This window comes from Christiangramia echinicola DSM 19838 (assembly GCF_000423065.1).
In the GTDB taxonomy this organism is placed as follows: Bacteria; Bacteroidota; Bacteroidia; order Flavobacteriales; family Flavobacteriaceae; genus Christiangramia; species Christiangramia echinicola.
Genome location: NZ_AUHG01000012.1, coordinates 431,085 through 446,828, shown reverse-complemented (window position 1 = coordinate 446,828; position 15,744 = coordinate 431,085). Strand labels below are relative to the sequence as shown.

The window sequence follows — 15,744 nt, the reverse complement described above, 5'->3', positions numbered from 1 at the left end:
TAATTATTCATTTTACATGCTAAACATTTAGCAAATTAGCATGTAAAACAACGTGTAAATTTTAATTTTTTTCACATTTAACTTATTAAGTAGTAATAATTTATATAAATTTAAGTGCGTTCAGAAATAATTCTGGATTACTCCAACTAAAACTTTTACATATGAAACAAATTATCTTCAGGGGCTTTTTGTTTGCATCAATCTTCCTTTTATATGGGATGGCAAATGCACAACAAACGGTCACAGGAACGGTTACTGATGAAACTGGTCCGCTACCGGGAGCTACCGTTGCAATTAAAGGAACTTCTACGGGTACTACTACAGATTTTGATGGTAATTACACCCTCAACAATGTTCCAGCAGATGCTACTCTAGTATATAGCTTTGTTGGGTATGAAACCCAGGAAGTGTTATTAGAGGGTAGATCAATTATTGATATTAATTTAGCAGCTGATGCTTCTGAACTTGAAGAAGTAGTGCTTATTGGATATGGTCAAACGACCGTTCGAGATGCGACAGGTGCAGTATCATCTGTTAAATCTGATGAATTTAATAAAGGTATTAACACCTCCCCAGACCAATTACTTCAAGGTAGAGTCGCCGGTGTTCAAATTACACAAGCAAGTGGTGAACCAGGTGCAGGGGCTAATATTAGAGTTAGAGGTACATCCTCCATTCGAGCTGGAAATGATCCTTTAATAGTTGTAGATGGTGTGCCGCTAAGTGGTGGTAATGTAAGTCCGGGAAATGATACCGGGCTGGGAAGAAGAGGTTCTACCAACCCTCTTGCATTTATTAATTCAAGTGATATTGCAAGTATTGATATTTTGAAAGATGCTTCGGCAACTGCTATTTATGGTTCACGTGGAGCAAATGGAGTTGTTTTGATCACTACTCGTGGAGGTAGAAGTGGAAAACCTCAGATAAGTTTCAATTCATCATTTCAAACCAGTAATATATCCAATGAATACGACCTGATATCTGCGGAAGACTATCCAGGTATCGCCTCTAGCGTTGGAAATTCTAACTCAGATTTTGGCGCTAGAGTGGATCCTCTAGGATCTATTTTACGCACCGCATTTACCCAGCAGCATGATTTTTCTTATGGTTCTGGAGGAGATACAGGGAATTTCAGAATTTCCTTAGGGTTGCTGGATCAGGAAGGAATTGTTAAAGGTACTGGGCAGGAAAAATATACCGGTAATATAAATATTACTCAGCGTGTATTTAAAGACGTAGTAACCTTTAAATCTAATATTATTTATTCTTACATAAAAGATGATGGAGAAGCAATTTTTGAAGATGCATCGGCAGAGGGGGATCTAATGTCATCAGCTTTAAGATGGAATCCAACCCGTCCTTTTTATAATGATGATGGATCATTTAATCAACCAAGTGATAACCAGAGAAACCCCCAGGCTTTTCTAGATTATTTCGAGGATAAAACTGAGACTTCAAGAATTCTGGCAAATATGTCTGCCACAGTAAATATTATTGAAGGCCTTGATTATAAATTTAATGTAGGTTTGGACAGAAGTGAATCTACTAGACGAACCGCAATTTCTACGGCATTTAATGCTAATAATATTTTTGGACGTGGGGTTGCTTCATATGAAGACAACTATAACTTCAATAAACTTTTTGAACATACTTTAAGTTATAACTCAGTTATTGCTACAGACCTGAAACTTGATGCGGTGGTAGGATATTCCTATCAAAGTTTTGAATCCAAAGGTAATAGTTTAATAGCGCGAGATTTTAGTATCGCAGATCAGGATAAGTATATTAAGGATATAGGGTATGCGGCTACTTTCCAGCCTACTGAATCCCTTGCATATTATAATCCATCTTCAGAATTACAATCCTTCTTTGGTAGGGCAAATTTTAACTGGTTGAGTAAATATCTTTTTACTGCAACCTTGAGAGCTGATGGTTCCAGTAAATTCGGTAAAAATAACAGATATGGATATTTCCCTTCCGTTGGAGCTGCGTGGAGAATTTCAGAAGAAGAATTTATACCTACAATATTTTCCAATCTTAAACTTAGAGGTAGTTGGGGTATAACGGGTAATCAGGAATTTCCTGCCGGATCTGCTCAAACTCAATTTGGTCCTACAGATGATGGTTCAGCTATTCAACAGGTTAATGTTGCGAATCCAGATTTACAATGGGAAACTACAGAACAGTATGGTATTGGTATTGATTTTGGATTTTTTAATGACCGTCTTACTGGTACACTGGATTATTTTAACAGAACTACGAATGATTTGTTATTTAGATTACCGGCCATTCAACCTGCTCCGGATGTGAATTACTGGACAAATTTTGACGATATCGAGATTGAGAACGAAGGTTTTGAAATTTCTTTTAACGCAAATGTTATTCAAAATGATGACTGGACATTTGATGTTTCCTATAATATGGCATTCCTGGATAATGTTATTAGCAATGTAAGTAATCAATTTCCTATTGGTATTCCAACCGGTCAGGTTGATGGTAGAAGTTTAACAGGACAACAGTCACAGTTATTATATGATAACCAACCTCTGTACGCTTTTTATTTACCGCTATTTAACGGATATGATGCAAATGGAGCACCGACTTACGTAGATGTAAATGGAGATGGTACGGTAAATCCCAACTTTGATGGTCCGGGAAGAACATCTGATAGAGATTTCGTTGGAGATCCTAACCCAGATATAACTTTGGGTATAGGATTAAATGCTACATTCAGAAATTTTGACTTTAGCGCAAACTTAAATGGAGCTTATGGTCATCAGATATATGATAATACGAACGCGGCATTATTTTATAAAGCAGCAGTTGCGAATGGGGATAATGCGACGTATGTAGAAGTTAATTCTGGGGCCGATCCAGCAAATGGAGGTCCATTCTTATCTACAAAAGATCTTCAAAGTGGTGACTTTTTAAGGCTTAATAGTGCCTCTATCGGCTATACTTTTAAAGGTGAAGAGGATTTTTCAATAGAATGGATGAATTCACTTCGTGTCTATGTAGCTGGTCAAAACCTTTTTGTAATTACACCATATGATGGGTTTGACCCTGAGGTGAATGTAAACAAGGCTATTGATGAAGTTCCTTCATTTGGTATTGATTATACTTCCTATCCAAGAAGCAGAAGTTTTACGATAGGAATAAATGCAAACTTTTAATAAAAAATTCTTATGAAAAAAATAGTATTAATTTTATTCGTTAGTATTCTTGCATTTGGGTGTACAAGCCTGGATGAAGAGTTAAACGATTCAGTTGGTAGTGATGTGGCAGCTGCGACTGCAGATACAGAATCCTTGCTCATTTCAGCGTATCAGGCAATGAGGGCTTTTGATACCCAGGATAATATCTTTGCACTTCAGGAACATAGTTCAGATGAAATGGCGGGCCCTACCAGAGGGGCCGACTGGGATGATGGTGGAGTTTGGAGAAACTTTCATACTCATACCTGGTCTAGTTCTAATGGCTTTATTCAAAATGCATATACTAGTATGTTATCTGGTATTTTTCGGTCAACACAGGTTTTGGAATTCGATCCTACCCCTGAGCAAGCCGCACAAGCTAGATTTCTTAGAGCCTTTTTCGCTTTCCACTTACTGGATAATTTTGGGATAGTTTTAGGTAGAGAGCCGGGAGAAAATCTCACTGAGCCTCCTTCTATTACCTTATCTAGACCAGAAGGGATTGAGTTTATAATTGCAGAACTGGAAGAAGTAATTAATGATCTACCGGATACTGGGGATCAAACTTTAGCTAGCCAGAATGCCGCTCATTTTTTATTAGCTAAAGCATATCTCAACAGGGCAGTCTATTTGGCTACAGATGAAGGTTCAAATGCTGCATCGCCGGGCCCTTTTAACTTCGATTCTGGAGATATGAATAATGTAATAACCCATGTGGATGCAATTATTAATTCAGGTGATTATCAATTGGAAACAATGTATTTCGATAATTTCTCTCCGACCAATACAGATGATAGTTCTGAAAATATATTTGTAAGTGAGAATGACCGAGGAAATAACCCTGCGAATACGCATTCCAGATGGCATATGACCTTGCATTATAATAACCAGCCCGATGGCTGGAACGGTTTTGTAACCCTGGCAGAAATTTATGATCTCTATGAAGATGGCGATATGAGACGAGAATTCACTCCAGATTATTTCGAAGGTAATACTGGTATGAATGCTGGATTTTTACTCGGTCAGCAATTTGCTGCAGATGGAAGTCCATTAGAGGATAGAAATGGTGATCCTTTAGCATTTACCAGAGATTTTTCTCTTACTGCCTCCAGTGAGGTAGCAGGGATAAGGGTAATTAAATATCCTGTAGATTTTACAAATACAGCATCACCGGGAAATGATTATGTGCATTTTAGATATGCTGATGCATTATTGATGAAAGCGGAAGCTATCCTTAGAGGTGGATCTACTACTAATGGAGATACTCCTGAATCCTTAGTTAATTCTATACGATCAGTGAGAGGAGCTTCAGATCTTGGTGCAGTTACCTTAGATGAAATTCTTGACGAAAGAGCTAGAGAATTATATTGGGAAGGATGGAGAAGAAATGATCAAATTCGTTTTTCGACATTCCTTGATGCGCATTACGAAAAACCAGCAACTTCTGAGACGTATTTATTATTTCCAATTCCGCCGGCAGCATTATCTACCAATCCTAATTTAAATCAGAATCCTGGATATTAGATAGTATTTATATTTCAAAATTAGAAGCCTTTCCTTAATCAGGGGAGGCTTTTGATTTAAAAAGTCTCAAAGCCTACCAATTTCATTAGAAGTTTATTTAAAACTAAATAGAGCAAACTAAACCGTAACTTAAAAAATAATAGTGAAAAATCGATCTGATTTTAGAACCTAATTTTATGGAAGTGCTTATCTTAAGTTCAGAATTTTGCAGCATTGTTTAATATCCAAATATCAATGATCAAGAAAATTGTATTACTACTCAATATATTAATTGCGTTCTCCTGCGAAAAGGATAAAAAAAGTGAACACACTTATAATGAGTCTCAAGAGCAAAAACTATTTACAGAAATGCCTTCAGATTCAACAGGAATAGATTTTGTAAATAGGGTTGAAAACGAAAAAGACTTTAATATTTTTAATTACAGGAACTTTTATAATGGGGGAGGTGTAGGAATAGGAGACCTAAATAATGATGGTTTCCCGGATGTTTATCTAACTGCTAATCGGCAAAAGAATAATCTCTATCTAAATAAGGGAAATTTTAAATTCGAAGATATTAGTGTCTCGGCAGGTGTGGAAGGAAGCAGATCCTGGTCGACTGGGGTAACACTGGTAGATATCAATGCTGATGGCTTCCTGGATATTTATGTATGTAATGCGGGTAACCTGGAAGGCGACGATAAAAAAAATGAACTTTTTATAAATAATGGAGACCTCACTTTTACAGAGAAAGCAGAAGAGTACAATTTAGACGACAGTGGTTTTGGAACCCACGCTGCTTTTTTTGATTATGATGGTGATGGTGACCTGGATGTTTATTTATTGAATAACAGTTTTATACCCGTAAGTAGTCTCGGGTATGTGAATAAAAGAGAATTACGCAGCGAAGACTGGAATATTCCTGAGGTCTTAAAAGGTGGAGGAGACAAATTATTAAGGAATGATAATGGGAAATTTACTGATGTTAGTGAGGAGGCTGGTATTTATGGCAGTTTAATTGGTTTTGGCTTAGGTGTAACCATAGGAGATATTAACGGTGATTTTCTACCTGATATTTATGTTTCTAATGACTTCTATGAGCGTGATTATCTATATATAAATAAAGGGGACGGTACTTTTTCTGAAGAAATCAAGGATTATATGCAGCATTTAAGCCTGTCTTCTATGGGAGCAGATATGGCCGATCTTAATAATGACGGCTTGCCCGAGATCTTTGTTACAGATATGCTGCCCGAGGATGATAAACGCCTTAAGGAAACTGGAGATTATGAAAGGTATGATCTATTCCAGCTTAAGAAAAGCCGTGATTTTTATAATCAATATATGCAGAATACGCTGCAGCTGAATAATGGGGACGGAACCTTTTCTGAAATTGCCCATTTTAGTGGCGTTGCGAAAACCGACTGGAGCTGGGGAGCTTTAATGTTTGACATGGACAATGATGGCTACCGCGATATTTTTGTGAGCAATGGTATTTTCCATGATCTCACCAATAATGATTTCATGGACTTTTTTGCCAATGATATTATTCAGAAGATGAGTATTACCGGCAAGAAAGAGGATATAGATAAAGTGATTAACAAAATGCCGTCTACACCAATTCCTAATTATGCCTTGAAAAATGGTAAGGATTTAGTTTTTGAAAATATGGCAGAAGAATGGGGCCTGGATCATCCGGGGTTTTCAAATGGTTCAGCCTATGCAGATCTAGATAATGATGGTGATCTTGACCTGATTGTGAACAACTTCAATATGCCAGCTTTTGTATATAGAAATAATAGTGAAAAAACCGGGAATAGCTTTATTAAGCTTAAAATAAAAGGTGAAGGAAAAAATACGATGGCTATTGGGAGTGTACTGGATCTTTATGGCGATGGCGAAGTAATCCGGCAGGAGCTTATTCCTACTCGTGGATTTCAGTCTTCAGTAGACTATGTGCAAACCATAGGTTTAGGAAAAAAGCAGAAGATAGATTCAGTAAGAATCGTTTTCCCAAACAAAAAACAATTAATTGTAAAGGCACCTGAATTAAACTCAACCTTAGTTCTAGACCAGGCTAATGCTAAAAGTAGCTGGAAAAAAGCATCTGATAATAAAGAAGCCTGGTTCGAAGAAATAGCCACGGAATTTGAAATTAATAAAGAGGACAGGCATGTAGATTTTGATTATGAAGGGCTTATTCCAAAAATGCAGTCTCGAGAAGGTCCTGCTATAGCAGTAGGCGACCTGGATGGTGATGGTAATGATGATATTTATATTGGAGGTGCCTTTGGGAGTTCTGGTAAGATCTACCTCCAAAAAAAACCAGGTGAATTAAAACAGATCGATTTTAATGCAGGAGATAATTTCGAAGATACTGATGCTGAATTTGCAGATATCGATGGAGATAGTGATCTGGATCTATTAGTAACTTCAGGAGGGAATTTTAAAAATGCCAGGACGGGTCTCAGGGCCTATATAAATAATGGGAACTTACAATTTAGTGACTATAAAGTAGTGGCATATTCCCCAAATAATATTTCCAATGTAGAAGTGGCAGATATAGATAATGATGGAGATGTAGACCTTTTTCTGGGAATTTACACGGTTCCCGGTATCTATGGACTGAAGGTTTCGAGCCAGCTTCTTGAAAATAACGGCAAAGGTGTTTTTAAAAATATTACAGAGACTGCAGCTCCAGGATTAAAGCATATCGGAATGGTTAAGGCAGCAATTTTTGAAGATCTTAATTCAGATGGTCAGCCTGATCTAAGTGTTGTAGGAGAATGGATGAGTCCCAGGATTTTTATCAATAAAAATGGCAATTTTGATCTCAAAGAAGATCAACTTTCTGAATACACTGGTTTATACAATAGTGTTTTTGCCCGGGATCTTAATAACGATGGGTTTGCCGATCTGATCTTTGGAAACCGGGGTAGAAATGCCAGTTTCCAGGCTTCTGAAAGTGAACCTGCTAAAATGTTCGTGGCAGATTTTGATCTTAATGGAACAACGGAACAGATCTTCACAAGAACAATTGAAGGCCGTGACATTCCTTTGCATACCAAACGGGAATTGGCCGGGCAGGTTGTATCTATTAAAAAGCAGAATATGAAATTCAGTGAATATTCTAGTAAATCTGTTCAGGATCTTTTTGAACCCGAGGTTTTGGAGAATGCTGAGGTAAGTATAATAACTAATTTTGAAAGTATTATAGCCTATAATGATGGAAAGGCTAATTTTAAAGTTCATTCTTTACCGCCGGAGGCCCAATATTCCTGTGTTTGTAGTATTACTGCCGGTGACTTTAACCAGGATGGAAAACAGGATATTATCCTTGCCGGTAATAATTATTCTTTAAAACCTCAGTTTGGTCGAATGGATGCAAGTTTTGGAACTATTTTATTAAATGCTGATGAAGGATTCGAGGTCGCAGATTCTAAAACTTCAGGATTAACATTAAAGGGAGAAGTTAAATCCCTGAAATGGTTGAAAGACAAGAACGGAAATGAATACCTGCTGGCCGGGATTACCAACGAAAAACCCAAACTTTTTAAGCGAAATGAGTAAAATTTCATGGGGCTTTTTTTTATTGATTTTGATCTTTCTTAATTCTTGTGCAAAAGAAGAAAACGAAAAGTTTGCGAAGGAAACAGATTTTCTTTTTCAGAGGTTAAGATCAGAGGAAACAGATATGAATTTCCGTAACGACCTTACCGAAACAGATTCTTTAAACATCCTGGAATACCTCTATTATTACAATGGCGGAGGTGTTGCAATTGGAGACATTAATAATGACGGATTACCAGATATTTTCTTTACCTCCAATCAAGAAGAGAACAGGTTGTTCCTGAATCATGGCGAAATGAAGTTTCAGGATATTTCCAAATCTTCAGGAATTAAGGGCAATTCAGATTGGAACACCGGCGTAACCATGGCCGATGTAAATTCAGACGGATATCTTGACATATATGTTCTCGCTGTAAGTGGAATCAAGGGATTGAAAGGTAAAAACGAATTATTCATTAATAACCAGGACAATACCTTCACCGAGGCTGCTACGGAATACGGAATTGCGCTGGAAAATTATGGAACTGCAGCATCTTTCTTTGATTATGATAATGACGGAGACCTGGACCTGTATGTTCTTAATCATGCCGTACATACAGATGAATCTTTCAGTCCTTCAAATATAAGGGATATAAGGACTGAATCCAGCGGAGATAAACTATTTGAATTTAAAGATGGAAAATTTATTGATGTTAATGAAAAGGCTGGTATTTATGGTGGTCCAAACGCTTACGGACTGGGTTTAGCGACCGCCGATCTAAATAATGATGGTTTCACAGATATCTACGTAAGTAACGATTTTCATGAAGATGACTATCTCTATATGAACGATGGAGATGGGAGCTTTACCGAGGAAATGAAAAGTAAAATGACCCAGGTTAGCAGGTTTTCTATGGGAAGTGATATTGCAGATATCAATCATGATGGCTATCCGGATATCCTGTCGGTAGATATGTTGCCTGAAGATGAAACTGTTTTAAAAGCTTCAGTAGGTGATGAAGATATTAATATATTAAACCTGCGGATGAAATATGGTTATCACAGGCAATTTAGCCGGAATATGCTACAACTTAATAATTCCGGTAAGAACTTTCATGAAATTGCACTGCTAAGTGATATTGAAGCGACAGATTGGAGCTGGTCTCCTTTATTTGCAGATTATGACCAGGACGGTGAAAATGACCTTTTTGTATCTAATGGAATTGTAAGAAGGCCGAATGACCTGGATTATATAAGATTTATATCTAACTCCCAGATCAATAAAAAAAATAGTGATGCCGGGTTTATTGATAAAGAAGCTTTAAATATGATGCCTGAAGGAAAGGTGAATAATTATTTTTACAAAGGTTCAAAAAATCTGAAATTCAAAGACAAGTCCTCTAAATGGGTAATTCCTGAAGCGTCTTTCTCAAATGGTAGTGCGTACGGCGATCTTGATAACGACGGTGATTTGGATCTGGTTACTAATAATATTAATGCTGAAGCCTATATTTATTCGAATTCGGCCTCTAAGAATAATAACTACCTAACTATTCAATTCAAAGAATCCGGCAAGAACACTTTTGGGATAGGAGCAAAGGTTTATTCCTATGTAGATGGGGAATTGCAATACGATCAATTGTTTACTAGCAAAGGTTTCCAGTCATCATCTGAACCACTGATTCATTTTGGCTATGGAAATAAGAAGGAAATAGATTCAATTCTTGTGTTCTGGCCAGATGGACGTTTCAAGAAACTTAAAAATGTAAAAACAAATCAGAAATTAATTTTGAGTCCTACCGGTACTTCAAGTGAAAATCCTTTGGTTTCTAAATATTCTCCAGGAAATAAAACTTTTGAACTTGTAGATAGCATTGCTGGATTTTCATATGCGCACAAGGAGAACTCTTATAATGATTTTGATCGACAGAAGCTGATTCCATATCGCATTTCAGATGAAATGCCGGTAGCGGCCACTGGAGACTTGAATAACGACGGACTTGAAGATATTTTTATAGGAAATTCTCGGGGAGTAGTTTCCGAAGTCTATTTGCAAAGAGAAGATGGCCTTAAACAGGCAGATTACCCATTTCTAGCAGAAACTAAAAATGCTGAGGTCCGCGGAGTAGAAATTGCCGATTTTAATGGAGATGGTCAGGATGATCTTTTCTACGTAACAGGAGGTGGAGAATTCACCGGAACCCTGGATGTATTAAAAGATAGCTACTGGACAAAAATTAGTGGTTCCTGGGAAAAGGTAGACTTACCTGAATATTATTCTGATGCCGGGGTGATAGCTTCTAGCGATATGGATAAAGATGGGGATCTTGATATTTTCATAGGAGGACGTGCGGTAGCCGGCGATTTTGGTAAAATACCGGAATCATACTTATTGGAAAATATTGATGGGAAATTCCGGTTGGTTCAAAACGATGAAATTAGACAGGCAGGAATGATAACCGATGCCATTTGGGATGATCTTGATAATGATGGCTTTCCAGAATTGATTGTGATTGGAGAATGGATGTATCCAAAGGTTTTCAGAAATAATGGAAAAACTCTTAGCCTTTCTAAAGATGAAGCATTATACCAGTTGACCGGTTTGTGGCAAACCATTGAGCCTTTCGATATTGATAATGATGGTGATAAGGATTATTTACTCGGTAACTGGGGTGTAAATTCAAAATTTAAGGCTTCAGAAAAAGCTCCCTTAAGAATGTATTATGGAGATATAGACCAGAATGGTGATACCGAAACAATTCTAGCACGAAATGTAAATGGTAAATATTACACATTTGCAGGTCTGGATGACCTTGTTGGGCAAATGAATTTTTTAAAGAAAAAATTCCCGAATTATAAAAAATTCGCGGGCAAAAATGTTGATGAAATATTTGGTGAAGCACTTAATAAATTAGCTATTAGAGAAATTAAAACTACAGAATCGGGTTACCTGAAAAATGATAATGGTAAACTTATTTTCATTCCATTTAACAATAATTTACAATTTGCTCCTATAAATACTATATTAGTAGTGAGTGATTTACAGAATAAAGGCGAGGCTGCCATTCTGGGAGGAAATTATTTTGGTGTTACTCCTTACCATGGTGCTTTTGGAGCATTTCCAGGAGCAATGATTCTTTCTGGCAAAGAAATGAAGGAAGAGTTAAGAACCGGAATAGATTTCACTGGTAAGGCTTTAAATAAGCTTATTGAAATAAAAATTAATAAAATTAGATATTTCATCGGTTTAGTGAATGATACCGAACCGGTCATTTATAAATTTCAGGATTCTATATGAAGATTTTAAATAAAATAGTTGCAGTAATTATACTGGTTCTACTTTTTAGTTCCTGTGAAAAGCATGAGCCAATTGTGGTATCTGCTGATGATTATCATACAGCAGTTGATAAACTTACTGAAGTTCAGGTGCACGATATTTTCTCACCACCGGTAGCTAGTAGGATCTATGCCTATTCAAACATTGCTGCATATGAGGCCTTACAGGCTGGAAATTCAGAATATAAGAGCCTGGTAGGACAGGTCAATGAACTAACTCCAGTTCCAGCCCCTAATGATACTACAGGATTAAATCTTCGTGTGTCATCTATTGTGGCTTTTTATGAAATAGGAAAAAGTTTGATCTTTTCGGAAGAACGAATAGAAAAATTCCGGGATAGCATTTACCAGGATTGGGAAAATACAAATCCAGAGAGTTTCATGAGATCTAAAGTATATGGCCTGCAGGTTGCAGATCATATTAAAGCCTGGATGAAACATGATAACTATGCTGCAACCCGTACTATGCCTAAGTTTTCATTGTATACAGATGATGAGAGTAGGTGGCAACCCACTCCGCCTTCTTACATGGATGGAATTGAACCACATTGGATGAAGATAAGGCCTTTTGTTATTGATTCAGCAGGCCAGTTTAAACCTACTCCTCCGCCGGAATTTTCTATGGAGTCCGATTCTGAATTTTACTCAGAATTAATGGAAGTCTATAAAGTGAAAAAGGAAATGGATTCTATAGGGGATAGTGAGAAGAATGAAAAACTCCAGATCGCTAAATTCTGGGATTGTAATCCTTACGTTTCTACTCAAAAAGGGCATCTTATGTTTGCAACTAAAAAGATCACTCCTGGTGGTCACTGGATAGGAATTACTAAGATCGCTTGCAGAAAGACCAATGCAGATTTCAATAAGACTGTTTATGCCTATACCAGGACTTCTATTGCAATGGCAGATGCTTTTATAAGCTGTTGGGACGAGAAATATCGAAGCAGCCTGGTTAGGCCTGAAACTCTGATCAATAAATATATAGATGAAAACTGGACTCCGGTTTTACAAACTCCACCATTTCCAGAATATACCAGCGGACATTCAGTTGTTTCCGGGGCAGCAGCTGTAGTTTTAACCAATATCTTCGGCGATAATTTTAGTTTTGAGGATGATACAGAGGTAAGCTATGGATTACCGGTAAGAACTTTTAATTCGTTTAACGAAGCTTCAAGGGAAGCAGCAAACAGTAGGCTTTTTGGAGGTATCCACTATAGAGCGGCCATAGAGGTAGGCCTTAAGCAGGGTAGAGACCTTGGGAATTTTGTAGTGGAGAATTTAAAGTTAACTACTGATGCTCAAAACCTGGCTTCGAATTGATCATGAAGAAAATTATAATTGTGATCCTGGTACTTATAATTGCCGGTTTAGGTTGGTATCTATTCATTAAAAAGTACGATTATCAGTTCGAAACTACGGCCAGATATGGACCTGGAGCTGTATCTTATGAGTTATCTGAATGGAAACGACTAAACGGTCTTGAAAATTCTGGTGATATTGAAGTTGTAGAAAGGAAAGATTTTAATTCTCTTACCCAGAAAATTAAAATAGATAGTTCTAAATCGCTTGAATTTAAATGGGAGCTGGAAAGGCTCAATGATAGTTCCACTTCAGTTACTCTAAATGTTTTATCACCCAAGAATAAATTAACCAATCGTATTGCTATAGTAAATCCTTTTCAGAAAAGTAATTATATAGATAGTCTTAAAAAACAGGTCCTTAATTTTAGTAAACAGCTAAGAGACAATCAAAATCAATATAAAATTACACCTTCGAATAATATTGTTGAAACTCCCGCAATGGATTGTATTTGTAGTGCCTCCAGAAACATTCCCCTTACGGGCAAAGCCAAGGAGATGATGCGAACGATTTCTTCTTTAGAGAATTTTGTCCTTAATAATAAGATCGGGATTAGTGGTTATCCATTTTTAAAAGTAACCGATTGGGATAGAGAAAAAGATCTAATAGATTTTGATTTCTGTTTTCCTGTTAGCGATATTAGCAAACTCACTGGAACAAACACCATTCGGATAAAAAAATATCCTTCTAAGAAAGCTTTAAAATTAATTTTTAACGGCAATTACAGATTATCCCATGTTAGCTGGTTCGATCTTATTTATTTGGCAGGAGAGCGAGGACATAAACGGTATGGCTGGCCAATGGAAGTCTATCATGATAACCCGAAGATAGACATGAACGAATTAAACTGGAAAGCAGAAATTTATTTACCAATTCTAAACTAACTGCTTTCAGGAATTGCAATCCTTAGTTTTTCTGGAAGAATTTTGATGTCAATTTCGGTTACTTTCCCTATATACTCTCCATCAATTTGAAAAGCAACAGGTTTTTTACTGAAAACCTTAGCCTGTTTAGCAGGAATAGTTTCCACAAAATCGGGATCCAGATCGGTTTCATTTCTTAAAGTTTTTAAAATTTCACCTAAACTCAATTTTTTGAAGATCAATATTTCAAATACCCCATCATTAGGGATTCCCTGAGGATTTACATTTGCACCGGTTCCATATTTTTTTGCATTTGCAATTCCTAATAGAACGGCCTGAGCATTTGTTTTTCCTTTTTCAGTTTCTATTGTAAAATCAAAAGGATATTCACTTTGCATAAGCGTGGGAATAGACTGAATCAAATATCCGAACTTTCCCCGAATAGCCGAACTATCGTAATTCTTAATTAACTCTGCATTTATACCCAAATCGCTTAAATGAAGGCAGATTATATTATTTAAGCAAAGCAAGTCCAGGTCTATAAAATTAGATCCCAGGGCAGCGTTTATCTGCATATCCAGTTCCTCTGGAATATTGAAGTTCTTTGCCAGACCGTTCGCAGAACCTGCCGGTAGAATGCCTAAGGTTAGGTTTAAATCTTTAATTGCATCTGCGACAAGATTTATAGTCCCATCTCCACCAGCTACCAGAACACGATCTATGTCATGATCCTGGATTCGAGCTTTGATATTTTCCCTGTCATTTTCACCGGTTGTGGAATATAAGTGAAAATTTATCTTGCTTTTTTCCAGATATTCTTGAATTCCAGAAATGATCTTTTTCTTGTCTGTGTGGCCAGCAATAGGATTTACAACCAATAAAACTTCCTTAAAATTCATTCCTTAACCTTTATGATAAGCTTAAAATTAAGTATTTTGGAATGAAGGAATTTTAAAAAAAGGCCAATATTTTGAAACTAGATCTTAAGTTATACCGCGGATATGTGAATGATGGTGAACTCGTGGTTTTTGGGCATCTATTTGAATCCTGGGCTCCTGATAAATTCAGTATCGAAAAAAGGGGTATTAAACATGCACATGCGATTCTCCATAAGTTCAGGATAAAACCCCTGAAAAACTTCAAAGTACGCTTAAAGTTCAATGATCTGGACGTTACCACAAAAACCCAGGAAGATGGTTATTTTAGATTTACCATCCCTTATAATGCCGCTCTGGAACCTGGGTGGCACGATTATGAGATTAGCTGTAAAATGTATGAGGTGGGGATGATTGAGAAAGGGGAGTTATTGAAGCCTTACCCTGGTAAGTTAGGGATCATTTCAGATATTGATGATACTTTTTTGATCTCTCATAGTAACACTTTTTTTAAGAAACTATATGTTATGCTTTCTAAAAACATTAATAAACGAAAAGTTTATGATGATGTGGTAAAGCATTATAGCAGGCTTAGTCAGGCCGGGCAGGATAGTAAAGAAGCTACCAATTCATTTTTCTTTGTATCGAGTAGTGAATGGAATCTCTATGATTTTATAGATGAATTTGCTAACCTTCATGGTCTACCCAAGGCTGTGATCAAATTAAAAAAGATAAAGACAGGTCTTCGTGATTTTGTAAGTTCGGGTAGAGGAAATCATGACCATAAATTTATTAAGATCAAGGATATAATTTCTTTTTATCCTCACCTTAAGTATGTTCTAATGGGAGACGATTCGCAACATGATCCTTACTTGTATGAAAGGATCTGTAAAGTATTTCCTATGAATATTAAAGCGGTATATATAAGGCAAACAACCAGTAAACAGAATAAGAAGGTTCAGCGGGTTCTGGCAAATATTGAGACGATGAATGTAAGCACCTGTTATTTTAGAGATAGCGAGAAAGCGATTCATCATTCTGAAAGAGAGAAGATCATATGATTCT

Annotated in this window: 8 protein-coding genes; 7 read left to right on the top strand and 1 reads right to left on the bottom strand. The window is 36.7% G+C overall.

Features of this window, described 5'->3' with window-relative positions; all coding sequences use genetic code 11:
• Nucleotides 1-161: 161 nt before the first annotated feature.
• From G530_RS0111325 to G530_RS0111300, 6 genes are all read left to right on the top strand, one after another.
• A complete protein-coding gene (locus G530_RS0111325; RefSeq protein ID WP_026934647.1) occupies nucleotides 162-3,173 on the top strand; it encodes a SusC/RagA family TonB-linked outer membrane protein in 3,012 nt (1,003 codons plus the stop codon).
• A 12-nt stretch (nucleotides 3,174-3,185) separates the two neighbouring features.
• Nucleotides 3,186-4,718 (top strand): RagB/SusD family nutrient uptake outer membrane protein, encoded by a 1,533-nt coding sequence (locus tag G530_RS0111320; protein WP_026934646.1) that lies wholly within the window; start codon nucleotides 3,186-3,188, stop codon nucleotides 4,716-4,718.
• A gap of 234 nt (nucleotides 4,719-4,952) precedes the next feature.
• Entirely contained in the window at nucleotides 4,953-8,267 is a 3,315-nt protein-coding gene (locus G530_RS0111315; protein WP_051199769.1) for a VCBS repeat-containing protein, read from the top strand.
• Nucleotides 8,260-11,544, top strand: a complete 3,285-nt coding sequence (locus G530_RS0111310) for a VCBS repeat-containing protein (RefSeq protein ID WP_026934644.1) — start codon at nucleotides 8,260-8,262, stop codon at nucleotides 11,542-11,544. The genes G530_RS0111315 and G530_RS0111310 overlap by 8 nt, the downstream gene beginning before the upstream one ends.
• A complete protein-coding gene (locus G530_RS0111305; RefSeq protein ID WP_026934643.1) occupies nucleotides 11,541-12,902 on the top strand; it encodes a vanadium-dependent haloperoxidase in 1,362 nt (453 codons plus the stop codon). The genes G530_RS0111310 and G530_RS0111305 overlap by 4 nt, the downstream gene beginning before the upstream one ends.
• A 2-nt stretch (nucleotides 12,903-12,904) precedes the next feature.
• Entirely contained in the window at nucleotides 12,905-13,825 is a 921-nt protein-coding gene (locus tag G530_RS0111300) for a GyrI-like domain-containing protein (RefSeq protein ID WP_026934642.1), read from the top strand.
• On the opposite strand, the gene G530_RS0111295 is transcribed toward G530_RS0111300, so the two are convergent.
• Nucleotides 13,822-14,703: a diacylglycerol/lipid kinase family protein gene (locus G530_RS0111295; protein ID WP_026934641.1), complete on the bottom strand. Its 882-nt coding sequence runs from the start codon at nucleotides 14,701-14,703 to the stop codon at nucleotides 13,822-13,824. The two genes, G530_RS0111300 and G530_RS0111295, sit on opposite strands and share 4 nt — an antisense overlap.
• Nucleotides 14,704-14,774: 71 nt before the next feature.
• Between G530_RS0111295 and G530_RS0111290 the strand changes: the two genes are divergently transcribed.
• The gene (locus G530_RS0111290) at nucleotides 14,775-15,740 is read left to right on the top strand and encodes an App1 family protein (protein WP_026934640.1); all 966 of its coding nucleotides are present in this window, start codon (nucleotides 14,775-14,777) and stop codon (nucleotides 15,738-15,740) included.
• Nucleotides 15,741-15,744: the final 4 nt, after the last annotated feature.